Origin of the sequence: Photobacterium sanctipauli (assembly GCF_003026495.1) — a bacterium.
Lineage (GTDB): Bacteria > Pseudomonadota > Gammaproteobacteria > Enterobacterales > Vibrionaceae > Photobacterium > Photobacterium sanctipauli.
In genome coordinates, this window is the sequence record NZ_PYMA01000003.1 from 342,155 (window position 1) to 356,065 (window position 13,911).

General features: G+C 47.0%; 11 protein-coding genes. 2 read left to right on the forward strand and 9 right to left on the reverse strand.

The genetic code is table 11. The features are described 5' to 3' along the window. Positions 1-55: 55 nt before the first annotated feature. The 3 genes from C9I98_RS07780 to C9I98_RS07790 are packed head-to-tail and all read right to left on the reverse strand — an operon-like array spanning position 56 to position 4,409. On the reverse strand, positions 56-976 hold the full coding sequence (locus tag C9I98_RS07780; RefSeq protein WP_036823892.1) for an aminoimidazole riboside kinase: 921 nt from the start codon (positions 974-976) through the stop codon (positions 56-58). Then, the gene (locus tag C9I98_RS07785; RefSeq protein WP_107271816.1) at positions 973-2,898 is read right to left on the reverse strand and encodes an alpha-amylase family glycosyl hydrolase; all 1,926 of its coding nucleotides are present in this window, start codon (positions 2,896-2,898) and stop codon (positions 973-975) included. Before C9I98_RS07785 ends, C9I98_RS07780 begins: the two co-directional genes overlap by 4 nt. Beyond that, positions 2,895-4,409 (reverse strand): glycoside hydrolase family 32 protein, encoded by a 1,515-nt coding sequence (locus C9I98_RS07790; protein WP_107271817.1) that lies wholly within the window; start codon positions 4,407-4,409, stop codon positions 2,895-2,897. The genes C9I98_RS07785 and C9I98_RS07790 overlap by 4 nt, the downstream gene beginning before the upstream one ends. Positions 4,410-4,733: 324 nt before the next feature. Here C9I98_RS07790 and C9I98_RS07795 point away from each other — a divergent pair, with 324 nt between their 5' ends. Both C9I98_RS07795 and C9I98_RS07800 read left to right on the forward strand, forming a co-directional pair. Beyond that, complete coding sequence (locus tag C9I98_RS07795) at positions 4,734-6,065, forward strand: aspartate aminotransferase family protein (protein WP_036818704.1); 1,332 nt, start codon at positions 4,734-4,736, stop codon at positions 6,063-6,065. A 36-nt stretch (positions 6,066-6,101) separates the two neighbouring features. Next, positions 6,102-6,938: a beta-keto acid cleavage family enzyme gene (locus C9I98_RS07800; protein ID WP_036818706.1), complete on the forward strand. Its 837-nt coding sequence runs from the start codon at positions 6,102-6,104 to the stop codon at positions 6,936-6,938. Positions 6,939-6,973: 35 nt separating this feature from the next. Here C9I98_RS07800 and C9I98_RS07805 read toward each other — a convergent pair whose 3' ends face one another. The 6 genes from C9I98_RS07805 to C9I98_RS07830 all read right to left on the reverse strand — a co-directional run bounded on the left by C9I98_RS07805 (position 6,974) and on the right by C9I98_RS07830 (position 13,901). Further along, complete coding sequence (locus tag C9I98_RS07805; RefSeq protein WP_036818708.1) at positions 6,974-7,870, reverse strand: LysR substrate-binding domain-containing protein; 897 nt, start codon at positions 7,868-7,870, stop codon at positions 6,974-6,976. 215 nt (positions 7,871-8,085) lie between these two features. After that, positions 8,086-8,277, reverse strand: coding sequence for a hypothetical protein (locus C9I98_RS07810; RefSeq protein ID WP_036818710.1), 192 nt, complete (start codon positions 8,275-8,277; stop codon positions 8,086-8,088). 257 nt (positions 8,278-8,534) lie between these two features. Further along, the gene (locus C9I98_RS07815) at positions 8,535-9,545 is read right to left on the reverse strand and encodes an OmpG porin family protein (protein ID WP_107271818.1); all 1,011 of its coding nucleotides are present in this window, start codon (positions 9,543-9,545) and stop codon (positions 8,535-8,537) included. A 222-nt stretch (positions 9,546-9,767) separates the two neighbouring features. Beyond that, entirely contained in the window at positions 9,768-10,907 is a 1,140-nt protein-coding gene (locus C9I98_RS07820; protein WP_036821907.1) for an ABC transporter ATP-binding protein, read from the reverse strand. A gap of 23 nt (positions 10,908-10,930) precedes the next feature. After that, a complete protein-coding gene (gene pgmB, locus C9I98_RS07825) occupies positions 10,931-11,566 on the reverse strand; it encodes a beta-phosphoglucomutase (RefSeq protein ID WP_036821905.1) in 636 nt (211 codons plus the stop codon). After that, the gene (locus C9I98_RS07830; protein WP_036821903.1) at positions 11,559-13,901 is read right to left on the reverse strand and encodes a glycoside hydrolase family 65 protein; all 2,343 of its coding nucleotides are present in this window, start codon (positions 13,899-13,901) and stop codon (positions 11,559-11,561) included. The genes pgmB and C9I98_RS07830 overlap by 8 nt, the downstream gene beginning before the upstream one ends. Between the last annotated feature and the right edge of the window lie 10 nt (positions 13,902-13,911).

Genomic DNA, 13,911 nt, shown 5'->3' on the forward strand with positions numbered 1-13,911 from the left:
ATGATATAAAGTAGCGAGCATTGGTTTGCCCGCTACTTATGTCATTAGCAATATTCTATTTTGCCAGTGACATTGATTCATGACTAGGCAAAGCCGACATTGCTCCTTTCTTGGTTGTAGCAATAGCGCCACACGCATTTGCCCAATGCACCGCCTGCTGGATCGCCTCCCAATTGCGCCAGTCATCGATTTGGGACAGTTTAGCTAGCATACCACCAACAAACGCATCACCAGCACCCGTTGTATCGACTGGCTGTACTGACTTACCTGATATCAGCCGTTGCTCCCGATTAAACACAACCAAGGCGCCTTTAGCACCTAGGGTTATGATAAGTAACTGGTGATTTTCTACAGGTAGTGAGCGAAGTCCTTCCTCAATAGTTTCAGTACCGGTCAAGTACATCAGCTCCCCGTCAGAAACTTTAACGACACATGCCATTTTAATTGCTTCTAAAACAACAGCCTTCATCTCTTCACTTGAGTGCCAAACCTCTTCGCGCAAGTTGGGATCAAAACTGATATAACCACCAGCTTCTTTCATCTTTGCCATGGCGCCGAAAGTTGCCCCTCGACTTGGTTCATTAGCTAACGCAATAGAACAACAATGTAGCCACTGATGCTTTGCAAACTCCGGCACATCCCCTATGTCTAAAAACTGATCAGCACTTGGCTTTACCATAAAGGTAAAACTGCGCTCACCATCATTATCCAAATCGACAACAACAGTTGAAGTTCGCTTCTCTGGGTCGAGAACCATATACCGAGTATCGACCCCCTCATCATCCAAGGTTTCTCGCATAAACCTTCCCATGGGGTCATCTCCAACCCTTCCAAAGAATCGACTCTTCCCCCCTAGGCGGGCATTTGCCACGGCTACATTAGCAGGCGCCCCACCAGGGCACTTTAAATAGGTATTTTTTTCGTCAGGGATAAGGTCGACGACAGCATCACCGGTTAACCAAACTGTATTTTTCATTCACTATCTACTTTCAACCAATAAATATCATAAGCGGATAAAGCTAAGGCTTCTCCTCCCAAGCGGTAACCCGTCAATATATCTGTCACATTAGAAGAACCAAGGGCACCATAGATCTCAGCAGAAAGTCGCTGCTCGTGTTCACTGAAGTTACAAACTGCGAGCAACTTGTCCCCGTTATCATGGGTACGCAAATAAGCAAATAGATGAGGTTCACCAGTCTCTATTATTTCAGTTTTCGCTTTTCCAAATACCGGCTCTCGCTTACGTAACCTAATCATCTGCTGTAAATCTTGGTTAATGCGAAACTCATAGCTATTTTGATTGGCTGCCAACTCGGTATCATGAGGTGAAATCCTTGGCCTATTCACCCAGCGGGTATCATCTCGCTTAAACTCGTCTTCCAAATAACTGTAATCATTTAGAACACCAAGTTCATCCCCTTGATAAATTAAAGGGATACCACCGATACTGAGGTTAATGCTATTCAATAACCGTATACGTTTAATCGCATGTTCGATATAAAGAGAGTTGTCAATTCTAATGGCTTGTTCAAGACCCGCCAGCGATGCCAATGAGCCACACACCCGGCAGTCGCCGGTGGTTGGGTTTTCTTGGAATGGCACACCTGTTGAAAACGAACCTTCAAATTTACCGGTATAGAATTGGTTTAAGAAACGGCGGTGATCAAACCCATTAATACCCAATTCTACCGCAACAGCATCATCAAACGTCCAACCAATATCGTCGTGGCAGCGAATATAATTTACCCAGTTGCATTGCTCTGATATAGAGAAGCTTTTCTTCAGTGAGGCGGTTAACAGCTTGGTTTCGCGAGTCGCTAAGCTTTCCCACATCAACGCCATCATCAGCGGGTTATAAGAAAGTTGGCATTCATCTTTATCAATGTACTTCGCGACTTCGTCGGGGTGAACAATGGCTTCAGACTTAAACACCACTGCTGGTGCCGCAATTTGCAAGCAGGTGTTGAACGCTTGAATTAACGTGTGTGCTTTTGGCAAGCTTTCACACTGCGTCCACTTTTCCTTCCAAATAAAGGCTAAAGCATCGAGCCTTAAACCTTGGCAGCCAATATTCGCCAAAAACAACATTTCATCGGTAATGGCATTGAATACTGCCGGATTGCTGTAGTTCAAATCCCATTGGAAACTGTTGAACGTCGTCCAAACCCATTTTTCTGTATCTTCAAGGAAGGTAAAACTGCCCCGACGAACCGTAGGAAAGATCTCACGGCAAGTTTGGTTATACTCATCCACTTCATTCTTATCGGTAAAGAAATAGTAAAAGTCTTCAAAATCTGGGTTGCCCGAACGGGCCTCTTTCGCCCATTGGTGCTCGTCAGACGTATGGTTAAAGACAAAATCCAATACCAAGCTAATATCGGCATCGCTCAGGGCATCGGCAAGTTGCAGCAGATCTTTTTCAGTACCTAAGCTCGGATCGACCTTACGATAGTCAGAAACGGCGTAGCCGCCATCGCTATCTCCCTCTGGCGCCTTGTAAAGTGGCATCAGATGTAAATAATTGATACCCAATGATTTAAGATAAGGGATTTTCTGCTTTAGCTTCTGTAAATCTCCCGCAAACAAATCCACATATACCGCCATGCCCAGCATCTCTTCACTGCGATACCAATCTGGATTTTTCAATCGGCTTTCATCAAGGTTTTTCCACTTGCGCTTTCGACCAGCGAAGGCTTTTGCCAACACCACAACCAGTTTTTGTAAGTGGAAAAAGAAATCATAGCGATCACCGTATAGCTGATGAAGTTGGCTGACCAATAACGGGAAGCTTTGCTCTAAACGCTGAATAAATACTTTTTCATCCTTTTTGGTCAGCTTAGGCAACTCAACAGATTCTAACACCTGTTGAAGCGCCAACTTTGCTTGCTCCTCTGTCATTTGCGGCACTCCTTTGCAAGACTAAATTGTTGTAACTGGCTGATATTCAATGCACCGTGATCCACACTTATGACACAGCTGGTATTGGTTTGGCTTGGGAAAGCAAGATTGGTAAAGCTGAACTCGCCACCATTGTTCAAAAGCTCCACTGAGCCATTATCAATCAAGAGTTCAACGTTAAATTCAGCGGAGGTTGGCAAATTTACAGAGTAATCATGAGGGTAATGCGTGTCGAGCCGGTCGCTACCAAATTGACCTCGCCTGATACTGCGTACTTGAAGACCTTGCCCTTGATTCTGATTTTTGTTTTGGTTTTGCTCTAAAGAACTGACACTGAAAACGAACGAAAGCGCATTGTCGTCAAACAGGTTGAGCCTGAGTTGCTGCTCACTTTCCAGTGCAACAGAAAAAGACAGCTTCGCCACCGACTGCGAGCTATACAAGCTAATTGCCTGCTCTTGTTCAAGTTGCTCACTCGTATCTATAGTCAACGCAGTATCTAGTTCGCCCACAAAGCGTTGACCCACACGTAAACCAACCTCGCTTTCAAACAAAAAAAGCTCACGAGGCATCGCCATCGCACTACGAAATGCTTCTGTTGGCAGCTCAAGCGAGTACTGATGGTTGCTCATCCATGTACTTACGATACGACGATCATCCTCAGCAGGCACATCAGAAAAAGATTGCGTCGCATAATAATCACGACCGAAGTCCAGCCACAGCACATCTTCTGGATGGTTTTGATTAATAAATGTCGTCCCATCGAACTGACCAACAAAGTACTGTGTACCTGCCCCGCCGCAATGCGCACCTTCACCAATACCCACAACCAATATCCAACGAGAATCATCACTGCCTTCAATCGGTAGCTCAAATAAATCAGGACACTCCCAAGGCCCTTTACTGTGGGCACCATGGCGATAGCCAAACTCACTCACCAATTGCCAGTCCAACAGGTTCGTCGAGCGATAGAACTCAATATGCTGCCCGCATGACACTACCATTACCCATGCTTGAGAGGCTTGATGCCAAATCACTTTCGGGTCTCGGAAATCCGGATTACCTCGTGCAGGAATGATCGGTGCCCCATCCTGATATTTATGCCATACCAACCCGTCTTGGCTATAGGCCAGTGACTGCTGTTGAATGGGATCTTCGATTTCACGCCCGTCGGCCAGCACCACCTTCGGTTGGATGAAGGACGTATAAAATGCCAACAAGCCAGGTTTGTCCGTCTCGAACAAACCCGAGGTATTTTCCCAATCAACAATCGCACTGCCAGAAAAACACATCCCAGATTCATCGGGATATAGTGCGGGCTCCAACTCCTGCCAATGGATCAAATCCTGGCTGATCTTATGGCCCCAGTGCATTGGCCCCCACACCGTATCGTGCGGGTAGTACTGATAAAACTGATGAAAATACCCATTGAAATACACCAAGCCATTTGGATCATTCATCCATCCTTGGTCTGGCGTCATATGAAGTGAAGGACGGTATGCCTTTGTCATGTCTCGCTCTGCTATAAATTCAATCCATCTTGTGGGGTTGAATTATGCACCAATAACGTAAACGCTTACGTTAAACAGATCACAAGAAATAAGAACAAAGTAAAGAATTACGATAAAAGCATCACTTTTAGTCATTTACCTAGTAACAACAGCCTTCAGGCCGCCATAAATTAGGGAAAACATAACCAACAAACGTAAATTCAACGTAAAAGAATTTATTATTTTTTCTCATACCCCTAAAACTTTATTCGTTTGCACCATTCAGTGTTTGATCCAACAATCTTATGCATCGGTGTCACCTTTATCGTATACAAGGACAGACTTATGACGCATGTTTTCCATCGCCATTGCCATACCCAGTTACCAACAGTGGCTTGGGGAAGCGGTGTATACCTGATAGACAGCGAAGGTAAGCAGTACCTCGATGCTTGTGGAGGTGCAGCAGTATCGAATCTCGGCCACAGCCATCAAAGGGTAAAAGAGGCCATCTCGCATCAGCTGGCTCGCGTGCCTTATGCCCATTCCGGCTTTTTCACCAGTGAAAGCAGTGAAACCTTGGCGAAACGGTTAACGGAACTGGCCCCTTCCGATTTAAACCACGCCTATTTTGTCAGTGGTGGTTCAGAAGCAGTTGAAGCGGCGCTAAAACTGGCTCGGCAGTACTTTGTTGAAATCGACATGCCCCAAAAATGCCAATTTATCGCTCGCCGGCAGAGCTACCACGGCAATACCTTAGGTGCACTCTCGGTGGGGGGGAATACATGGCGACGTGAACCCTTTAAGCCTATTCTTTCAACTTCGCATCATATCGCCCCTTGCTACGCCTATCGTGAGCAGCTTCATTTTGAGTCAGAGCAAGCATACAGCCGTCGAGCGGCCGATGAATTGGAGCAAAAAATTCTTGAGCTCGGCGCGGAAAATGTAATGGCCTTCATCGCCGAACCGGTTGTTGGTGCTACTGCTGGTGCAGTGCCTGCCACCGATGGCTACTTCAAGCGAATAAGGGAGATTTGCAACCGCTATGATGTATTACTGATCCTTGATGAAGTGATGTGTGGTGTTGGCCGAACCGGCACCTTTTTCGCGTTTGAGCAAGAAGGTATCGAGCCGGATATTATCGCCGTTGCCAAAGGCCTTGGTGCAGGATACCAGCCTATTGGGGCAACTCTAGTGCATGACAAAATCTATGCGGCCATTGCCAATGGCTCAGGCTTTTTCCAGCATGGGCATACTTTTATGTGCCATCCAATGGCATGTGCCGCCGCACTTGCCACTATCGACACGATTATAGAAGACAATCTGCTAGCAGTCGTTCGCTCACGAGGAAGCCAGTTGATGGAAAAACTCCATCAAGCCCTTGGCTCCCTTCCCTATGTTGGTGATATACGCGGCAGAGGGTTGTTCATTGGTATTGAGTTGGTGGCTGACAAGCAGTCTAAGTCACCATTACCGGCAGCCTCAAAAGCCCACAAAGCTATCCAGTCAACAGCCATGGCAAATGGGCTCATGTGCTACCCGATGTCAGGCACGATCGATGGTCATCTAGGACACCATATTTTGCTCGCCCCGCCTTTTATCATCGAAGAGCACCAGCTTGATGAGCTCGTCGCCAAGCTGGAAAAGTCGCTGCTCACCGCTTCCACACACTGGATGTAGCGTATTAGTACCCTCACTCTAGGTTGGGATAAAACAATGGAAGAAAATACACAACTGGGCCAAACCGCCATTATCGTGGCCCCTAACGGCGCCAGAAAAAGCCGGGTAGATCACCCGGCACTGCCAATCACGCAACGACAGATAATCAATGAGGTTATCGCCTGTCGCGATGCCGGGGCTGCCATGGTTCACCTACATGCCAGAGATCATAATGGTAAGCACTCGCTGGATATCGACGATAACATCCGGCTCTACCAAGCGCTCAAAGAGCAGGTCGGCGATAGTATTATTGTCCAACTCACGACAGAAGCGATTGGCCAGTACTCACCAGAGCAGCAGATGACGTTAATTAAAGAAGTAAAGCCCGAAGCTGCCTCGTTTGCACTCAGTGAACTGCTTCCGGATGCCAGTTATCTTCACCAAGCCAGTGAGTTTTTCCATTGGGTAGCATCGGAACGGATCATCGCCCAATACATCCTCTACAGCCCCGAAGATCTAAAGCGTTACTTTCACTTGCTCACCCAAGGGAAACTCCCAACCAACACCCATCACCTGCTACTGGTGCTTGGTCGTTACCAACAACAGCAAACGGCGCTGCCAAGTGATCTAGCACCGTTTCTGCAACAGCAACTGTTTGACCACAAGCAGCGCTGGGCGGTTTGCGCATTTGGAAAATATGAACACCAATGCCTAGCAACGTCTATGCTTATGGGTGGTGATATTCGAGTTGGGTTTGAAAATAATCATTTGAATCATCTAGGTACGTTAGCAAAAAACAATGCTGAGCAAGTGGTTCAACTCAAACAGACCGCCGCACAGCTACACCTCAGCATCCTAGATGCAGATGCGTTTCGCCAACTCCTCATCACCTAGCCAATATGGCCTCTAGGGTCTGTTGTTTTATCGGGCTACTTCTCGTCAAAAGCTTTTTTTAACCACTGGGTAAACAGATATACCTTTCTTGAGTTCAATTTATAGTTAGGCACCATGACATAGTATCCGTAATGGCTTTCAAACTCGGCATGTAGCGGGTTTACCAATTGCTCCTGCTGCATTCGCTCTCTCACCATAAAATCAGGCAAAAGCGCCAACCCTTGCTGATGCTTCACCGCTTCTAACGACATGTAAAAATGCTCAAAGCCCACACCATAAAACTCGATATTATCTTCAATATAATGCTGGCTCTTTAATTGCTCCCAAAGCTGCGGCCTAGTCACTTGCGGTAGAAATACGTGCTTACCTAAGTCTGCGTAACACTGAATGGGAGCAGATTTAACTAACGCCTTCGATGCCACTAATTTTAGCCTCTCACGGCATAGCAACGTCGCATTCTCATAATGCTTGGCTAATGGCAGGCATCGGATAACAATATCATTTTCGCCACTAATATCGTGCAATGCCCCATCACCGGTTTTCAGGCTAACCTGAATATTAGGGTACTGCTCTGTAAAGCGATGAATGGCAGGAATTAGCCAAAGGCTTGCGAAAGAAGGCGTAACATTTACCGTCAGAATATCTTCTACCTGCTCCATCTGACGCAGGCTAGCCGTTGCATTTTGCAAGACCTCAAGCGCTTCCGCTATCTGTGGCAGGTATTGCTGACCAATGCTGGTTAGCTTGATACCGTTAAGATGGCGCTCGAACAAGGGTTGCCCTAACTGTTGCTCCAGTGCTGAAACTTGCTTACTCACCGCTCCCTGAGTGACCGATAACTCTTTCGCCGCTTTTGAAAAGCTTAGGTTATTTGCCACCGCAATAAAGGTTCTCAATGCCTTTATCGAAGGCAGTTCTTTTAAGTTGAGCAAGGGCGAATATCCTAATCCGGTAATGACTAGTTATTAATTTATGCCTTTAGTTATTCATATTCAATATATAGTTGCTATTTCGCTAGATAGCTTAAATAACAAGTCAGGGAGTAAATAAAATGGCTTTATACCCAAGTATCAGCATGAAGTAATACTCACTAAAATAACTTGGGTATAAATTGATTAAGGAATATTGCAGCGATGAATTAGAGTATTTATTGCGGTTTAACTAAACTACCGCCAGAGGCGTAGCACATATTGCGCTGCAACATCACAGCTTTGCCATCTAGGTAGCAAACCTGGTATGTTTCTGAATATTGGCCAGACTTACTGCCAGATGTTGACGAAGACGCAATTACTCCAAATGCTGGCAAAACTAACGCTAGGGCCACTAATAGTTTTTTCATTATACACCTCACATCCGAATAGTTGATGAGATTACCAACCTATTCATATTGTAGCGAACTAATGGATGTAAGTTTGACGTAAATTCAATGCTTTTCTGCGTAAATTACAATTCGTTGCAAATATCACTTTACGCATTTAACCTGATTCTATTGATTGTTTTCTCTATAGCTTTCAAGTTAACTCTCTATTTTTTCTCTAAATAGTTAAATCAGGCTGAGTAAACAGCCTGATTTAAGGATAGAAAAAGAACTAAAACTTAGAAGCTATAGTTAATGCCAATCATACCGAACGGCAAGTAACCATCAAATTCAGTTTTGTCGGTATTTTCAAATTTCACGCTCTTATAGCTCACTTCACCCACTAGGCGAAATTGCTTCGATAGCGGGTAGTTAGCAGATACCCCCAACTTCCAGTAGTCTTCTTTCCATAGGTGTGCACCGGTACGGTCGTTTTCTTTTTCAAACTGACCGAACTCACCCCAAAGCGAAGCACTCAACTTGCCAAAGCCATACCAAACACCCGGCTTGATAATAACTTCTGTTTCCACTTCCTTATCAAAGTCGCCGTTTGGAACCCATGTACCGTGCTGGTAACGGAAGTTCAGCCATGCACCCATGTTATCGGCAATCTGGTAACCAAAGCCAGGTTCAATTTCAAAGTAGTTAAAGTCACCATGACCGCGCTTGTGCTCAACGTGGTATAGGGCATAACCGTGTACATCCAGCTTGTCAGTAATACGGTAGGTACCAAAACCTTTGATTTCCGGCATCCAGCGGTCATCGGCACTTTCTGAGCCCAGCTTAACGCCCCAACCGATATTACCCCAGTCTTTGTTGTAATTACGGTTAGCGTAAACTTCTAGGATTGAGTTATTTGCTTGGTAGTCTTGATCAAACGGTTCGCCTTCAAAGATATCTTCGCGTGAGCTGTGGAAGCCAAAATCCCAACCAGGAAGATCGTCGTGACGGAAGTTACCTTCAGCCAGTACATACTTCAACTTACCGCCGTTACGCATACCTTCTTCTTTACTAGTATCGTCGTAACGCCATTGTTCTAATTCAATTTTTGAAGATAATGTACCGTGCAAGCGGCCTTCTTTTTTTGGTGGCGGGTTAACAGCGGTGAGCAAATCTGCCGTGGATACCTGACTTTCCAAGGCAGTTAAGCTAGGCGTCGTTTCTTTCTTTTGCTCTGTCTGTTCAGTTTCTGCTAAGGCGCTTGCAGAGAAAATAACTGCCAGAGACATCGCCACGACTGTTTTTTTCATAATTATTCCCTATTATAATTTTCGTACAGTAGATGTTTTGCCCGCGCCAACGGGCATTATGTCGTTGCCTGGCTGATTGCTAGAACGTCGGCCAGACAAATTTTTCAACTTGCGCCAACAAGTTGAGAAATACTTCAAAGCGATTTGTTTAAGCTTTGGATAAATAGCCCGCCGCCAAGCGGGCTTTTTATTTTGTGTTTCAGACGCTATTGCTTGGTGACACTAGCTCGCAGCTTGCTGCTTAAGTTGCGGTGGCAGTGTGATTAAGTCATCTAGCGTGAAACTGCGGGTAAATGCCTTGCCCTTGCTATCGAACAGGTGACATTTTTCAGCTGGAATATGAATATTGAGGTGCTGGCCTACCTCTACATGCACCGTGCCCGGTACACGCACCAATACTTCCTGCCCACCGCGTAACAGGGTGGTATAAAGCAGAGATTCCGTCCCCAAACGCTCCATACCCTCGACACGCACACCCACTCCCTCTTCCGATAAGTGGATGTCTTCCGGACGAATACCCAATGTCATCAGTGCGCCTTCAGTTGCTGATTCAGCATTTACTTCTGCAGCGAAGGTGTAGTCTCCCACTTCAACCGTTGCGCAATCCGGGGTGGCTTGCTTGAGTGTCGCTGGCAACAGGTTCATCTTCGGTGAACCAATAAAACCGGCAACAAACATGGTTTGCGGGAAGTAGTAAAGATCCAGAGGCGAGCCCACTTGCTCGACGACACCGCCTTTCAGCACCACAATCTTATCGGCCAACGTCATGGCCTCAATCTGATCGTGGGTAACGTAAATAACGGTAGACTTAAGCTTTTTGTGGTAATCCGCCAGTTGCAGGCGCATACGAACACGTAGCGCGGCATCTAGGTTTGACAGTGGCTCATCCAAGAGGAACAGCTTAGGATCGCGGACAATGGCTCGGCCAATGGCTACGCGCTGTCGCTGGCCACCCGAAAGCTGGCTCGGGCGCTGGTTAAGCAACGAGGTTAATTCGAGCATCTCAGCGACATTGTTGACTGCCTGCTCGATTTTCTCCTTTGGCTTTTTCGCTAGCTTCAAGCCAAACGCAATGTTCTCGTACACCGTCATGTGCGGGTATAGCGCGTAGGACTGGAACACCATACCAATGCCGCGATCGGTCGGAGAAAGCGTGTTCACCACCTCACCGTCGAGCAGCATCTCACCTGATGAGATCTCCTCAAGACCCGCCACCATTCGAAGCATGGTCGATTTACCGCAGCCGGATGGGCCGACAAAGACGGTAAACTCGCCATCTTCGATTACTAGGTTGGCATCCTTGATGATGTGTGCGCCATCAGGATAGATTTTATTGATGTTCTTAAGTTCTAAACGCGCCATTTTTTACCTCTAAATCCCTACGTTTACGCCAAAATTTGCGACACAATCAGCTTACTGGTGTCTTCGCAGACCCAATCAGCATGACCAACACGCTCTTTTGGACCGATGCCAACAACCTTCATACCGGCCTCTTTGGCTGCATCAACACCAGCTTCTGCATCTTCAACAACAATGCACTCGTCAGCATTGACACCCACTTGGCCAGCTGCGTGGATAAAGACATCCGGTGCAGGCTTTGAGCGGTTTACCGACCAGCCATCGCCGATTGCATCAAACAACGGTGTTAGGCCCAGACGGTGTAAGATAGGACGAGCGTTCTTACTGGCTGATGCCAACGCCACCTTGATGCCACGTGCATTTAATTCCAGTAGGAATTGTTCAATGCCCGGTAGCACGTCTTTGGCTGTGATCGTACTCAATAGCTCAACGTAGTAATTGTTCTTACGTTCCATTAGGTCAGCAATTTTCTCTTCGCTGATTTCGCGGCCATCAAGGATGATGTCCAATGAAGCACGGCGAGAAACACCACGTAGCTGCTCGTTAATTTCACGGTCGAAGTAGTAACCTTCCTCGTCAGCCATACGTTGCCAAGCTTGGTAATGCAGCTCAGCGGTATCGGTGATCACACCGTCTAGGTCGAAGATAAATGCCTTACACATTGAGCGTTACCTCTGTTGATTCGATGATGCGCGGCTCTCCTGCCACTTCGATTTCTAGCGCCTGGCCTGTGAATTCAGGGCGGGCAATATGCACAGTTTCTTGGTCTAGCGTGACTTCCAGACGTTCACCTTTCCAGTAAATAGGGAAGTTCAAGCTATCCCACTGCTTTGGGAGGTTCGGGTTAATGCGTAGGTTGCCGCCAAGCATACGTACACCACCGAAGCCATAAACCACACACTGCCACATACCACCGATAGACGCGGCGTGGATACCGTGATCAGAGCTCTTCATATTCTGGCCGATATCAATGCTCGCAGCCTGCTGGAACAGGTCGTAAGACAGCTCTGGGTTGCCAACATCTGATGCCAGAACCGAGTGCGTTGATAGGCTCAAAGACGAATCGTGCAGGGTCTTCGGTTCGTAGTAGTTCCAGTTCGCGAGCTTGGTTTCAAGGTCGAACTTATCTTCCTGCTGTAGGAATAGCACCATGATGTCAGCCTGCTTCGACACCTGGATATTGTTTACCTGTTCAAGGTTGTAGTCTTGGAACAGACCACCAACGAACGGCTGCTCTTTGTACTTGGTCAGGTCGATGATTTCTTTCTGCAGGTAAGTATCATCCTGAGGGATAACCTTATCTTCCTCACGTGGTTGAGGTAGGTAAATGCTGTCTACGCGCTCAAGCCATAGCTTGCGAGCTTCAATCAGGTTCAGCTTGTCAGACAGTTTCGCCAGTAGCGCCGGGTTCGACTGCTCAAGATCCTCAAAGTAGCGGATCGCCAGCTTAATGTTTTCCACCACCATGTAGTTAGTGAAGGCATTGTTATCGATGTGCTCTTTGTACTCATCTGGGCCAATAACGTTACAAATGCCCCACATGTTACGGTCTTCCAACCACTCAAGGCGGCTAGTCCAGAAAGTGGCAGTATCAAACATGATCTCGTAGCCCATGTCGTCCATGAACGCCTGATCGCCTGTGATTTGGTAGTACTGCCATAGGGCATAAGTGATATCACAAGTAATGTGCTGCTCAATAAAGCCAGACCAGATCTTGGTAGATTTACCTGTGATGATATCTACAGCGCCCCATACAGGTGTCACTTCTTCACCCGTTAGTGCAGATTCCCAAGGGAACTGAGCACCGATGTAACCATTGTCGCGTGCTTTCTTACGTGCACCATCTAGCGTTTTGTAGCGGTACTCAAGCAAGCTGCGGGCAACTTCCGGCATGGTGTAGATGAAGAACGGCAGCATAAATACTTCCGTATCCCAGAACGAGTGGCCCTTGTAGCCTTCGCCCGACAAACCTTTCGCACCGATACCGAAACGCGAATCGTGCATTGGGGTAAAGATGTTGAGCTGGTATTGAGCAAAACGGATAGCGAGCTGATCAAAGTCAGAGCCACCAATTGTGATGTTCATGCCAGCCCAGCGCTTGTCCCACTCTGCCGCACTGTCAGCTAGCAATTCGTCAAAGCTACGGTCAGCGTTCGCTTTCAGGTTAGTCAGCGCGTGGTCACGTAGTGCCTGTAACTCATAGCCTTCAACGTCAAACTGCTTGTCACGTGAAGTGTGTACCACACCCACTTTCTCGATGCCGAAGCTTTCACCTGCTTTTAGCTCATGGTGGATGTTCAGCCATACTTTACGGCGATCCATCTGTAGGCCCGGATCGATTTCTACTTCTTGGCCGTTAGCAAAGTAACGGTGAGACGTCAGGAAAACGAAGTCTACGTTGCTTTCAGTAGTGTGCTGTAGTAACTCAACAAAGCGCTTGTCGTAGATACGCTTCTCGCCTTCGTGGAAGTGCTGGGCACCAGAGTTGGACAACTGGGCGTCCACACCAGAGCGGATTTCAATTTTCGCATCGCTGTTAACGGCTTTAACTTGTACGTCAAACGCCATTAGGTGAAGGTTTGCTTGCGAGAAAAAGCGGCGGAAGCGCATCTCGAAGCTCTTGCCTTCGCTGTTGGTCCAAGTGAACTCACGGATCAGTTCGCCGTTTTTCACGTTCAAGCGACGTGAGTAGTTCGCCACTTCACCGCTTTCAAGGTGGAAGCGACGGCCATCGATAAAGATTTCGATAGCACTCATGTCAGCCGCATTAGGTAGCTCGGTCACTTCATCAGCATCAAACTTGTTGAAAGTACCAGCGACAAAAAGGTTACGTACCTGACCAACGTATTTTTCTTCCGTTGCACTACGGGCACCCATGTAGCCATTACCTTGGCTCATTACTACTTCACATTTGCCTTGGAATGCTGAGTCAAACGCGGTTTCCTCAACGATCCAGTTTTTCAGTTCGCCTTGACCAGCGTTGTAGTTCATAAACATCTTAAAAATT

Excerpts from the sequence above, each read along its gene's own strand:
- C9I98_RS07780 (WP_036823892.1), bottom strand. The coding sequence starts at position 976 with ATGAAAAATACAGTTTGGTTAACCGGTGATGCTGTCGTCGACCTTATC.
- C9I98_RS07785 (WP_107271816.1), bottom strand. The coding sequence starts at position 2,898 with ATGACAGAGGAGCAAGCAAAGTTGGCGCTTCAACAGGTGTTAGAATCT.
- C9I98_RS07790 (WP_107271817.1), bottom strand. The coding sequence starts at position 4,409 with ATGACAAAGGCATACCGTCCTTCACTTCATATGACGCCAGACCAAGGA.
- C9I98_RS07795 (WP_036818704.1), top strand. The coding sequence starts at position 4,734 with ATGACGCATGTTTTCCATCGCCATTGCCATACCCAGTTACCAACAGTG.
- C9I98_RS07800 (WP_036818706.1), top strand. The coding sequence starts at position 6,102 with ATGGAAGAAAATACACAACTGGGCCAAACCGCCATTATCGTGGCCCCT.
- C9I98_RS07810 (WP_036818710.1), bottom strand. The coding sequence starts at position 8,277 with ATGAAAAAACTATTAGTGGCCCTAGCGTTAGTTTTGCCAGCATTTGGA.
- C9I98_RS07815 (WP_107271818.1), bottom strand. The coding sequence starts at position 9,545 with ATGAAAAAAACAGTCGTGGCGATGTCTCTGGCAGTTATTTTCTCTGCA.
- C9I98_RS07820 (WP_036821907.1), bottom strand. The coding sequence starts at position 10,907 with ATGGCGCGTTTAGAACTTAAGAACATCAATAAAATCTATCCTGATGGC.
- pgmB (WP_036821905.1), bottom strand. The coding sequence starts at position 11,566 with ATGTGTAAGGCATTTATCTTCGACCTAGACGGTGTGATCACCGATACC.
- C9I98_RS07830 (WP_036821903.1), bottom strand. The coding sequence starts at position 13,901 with ATGTTTATGAACTACAACGCTGGTCAAGGCGAACTGAAAAACTGGATC.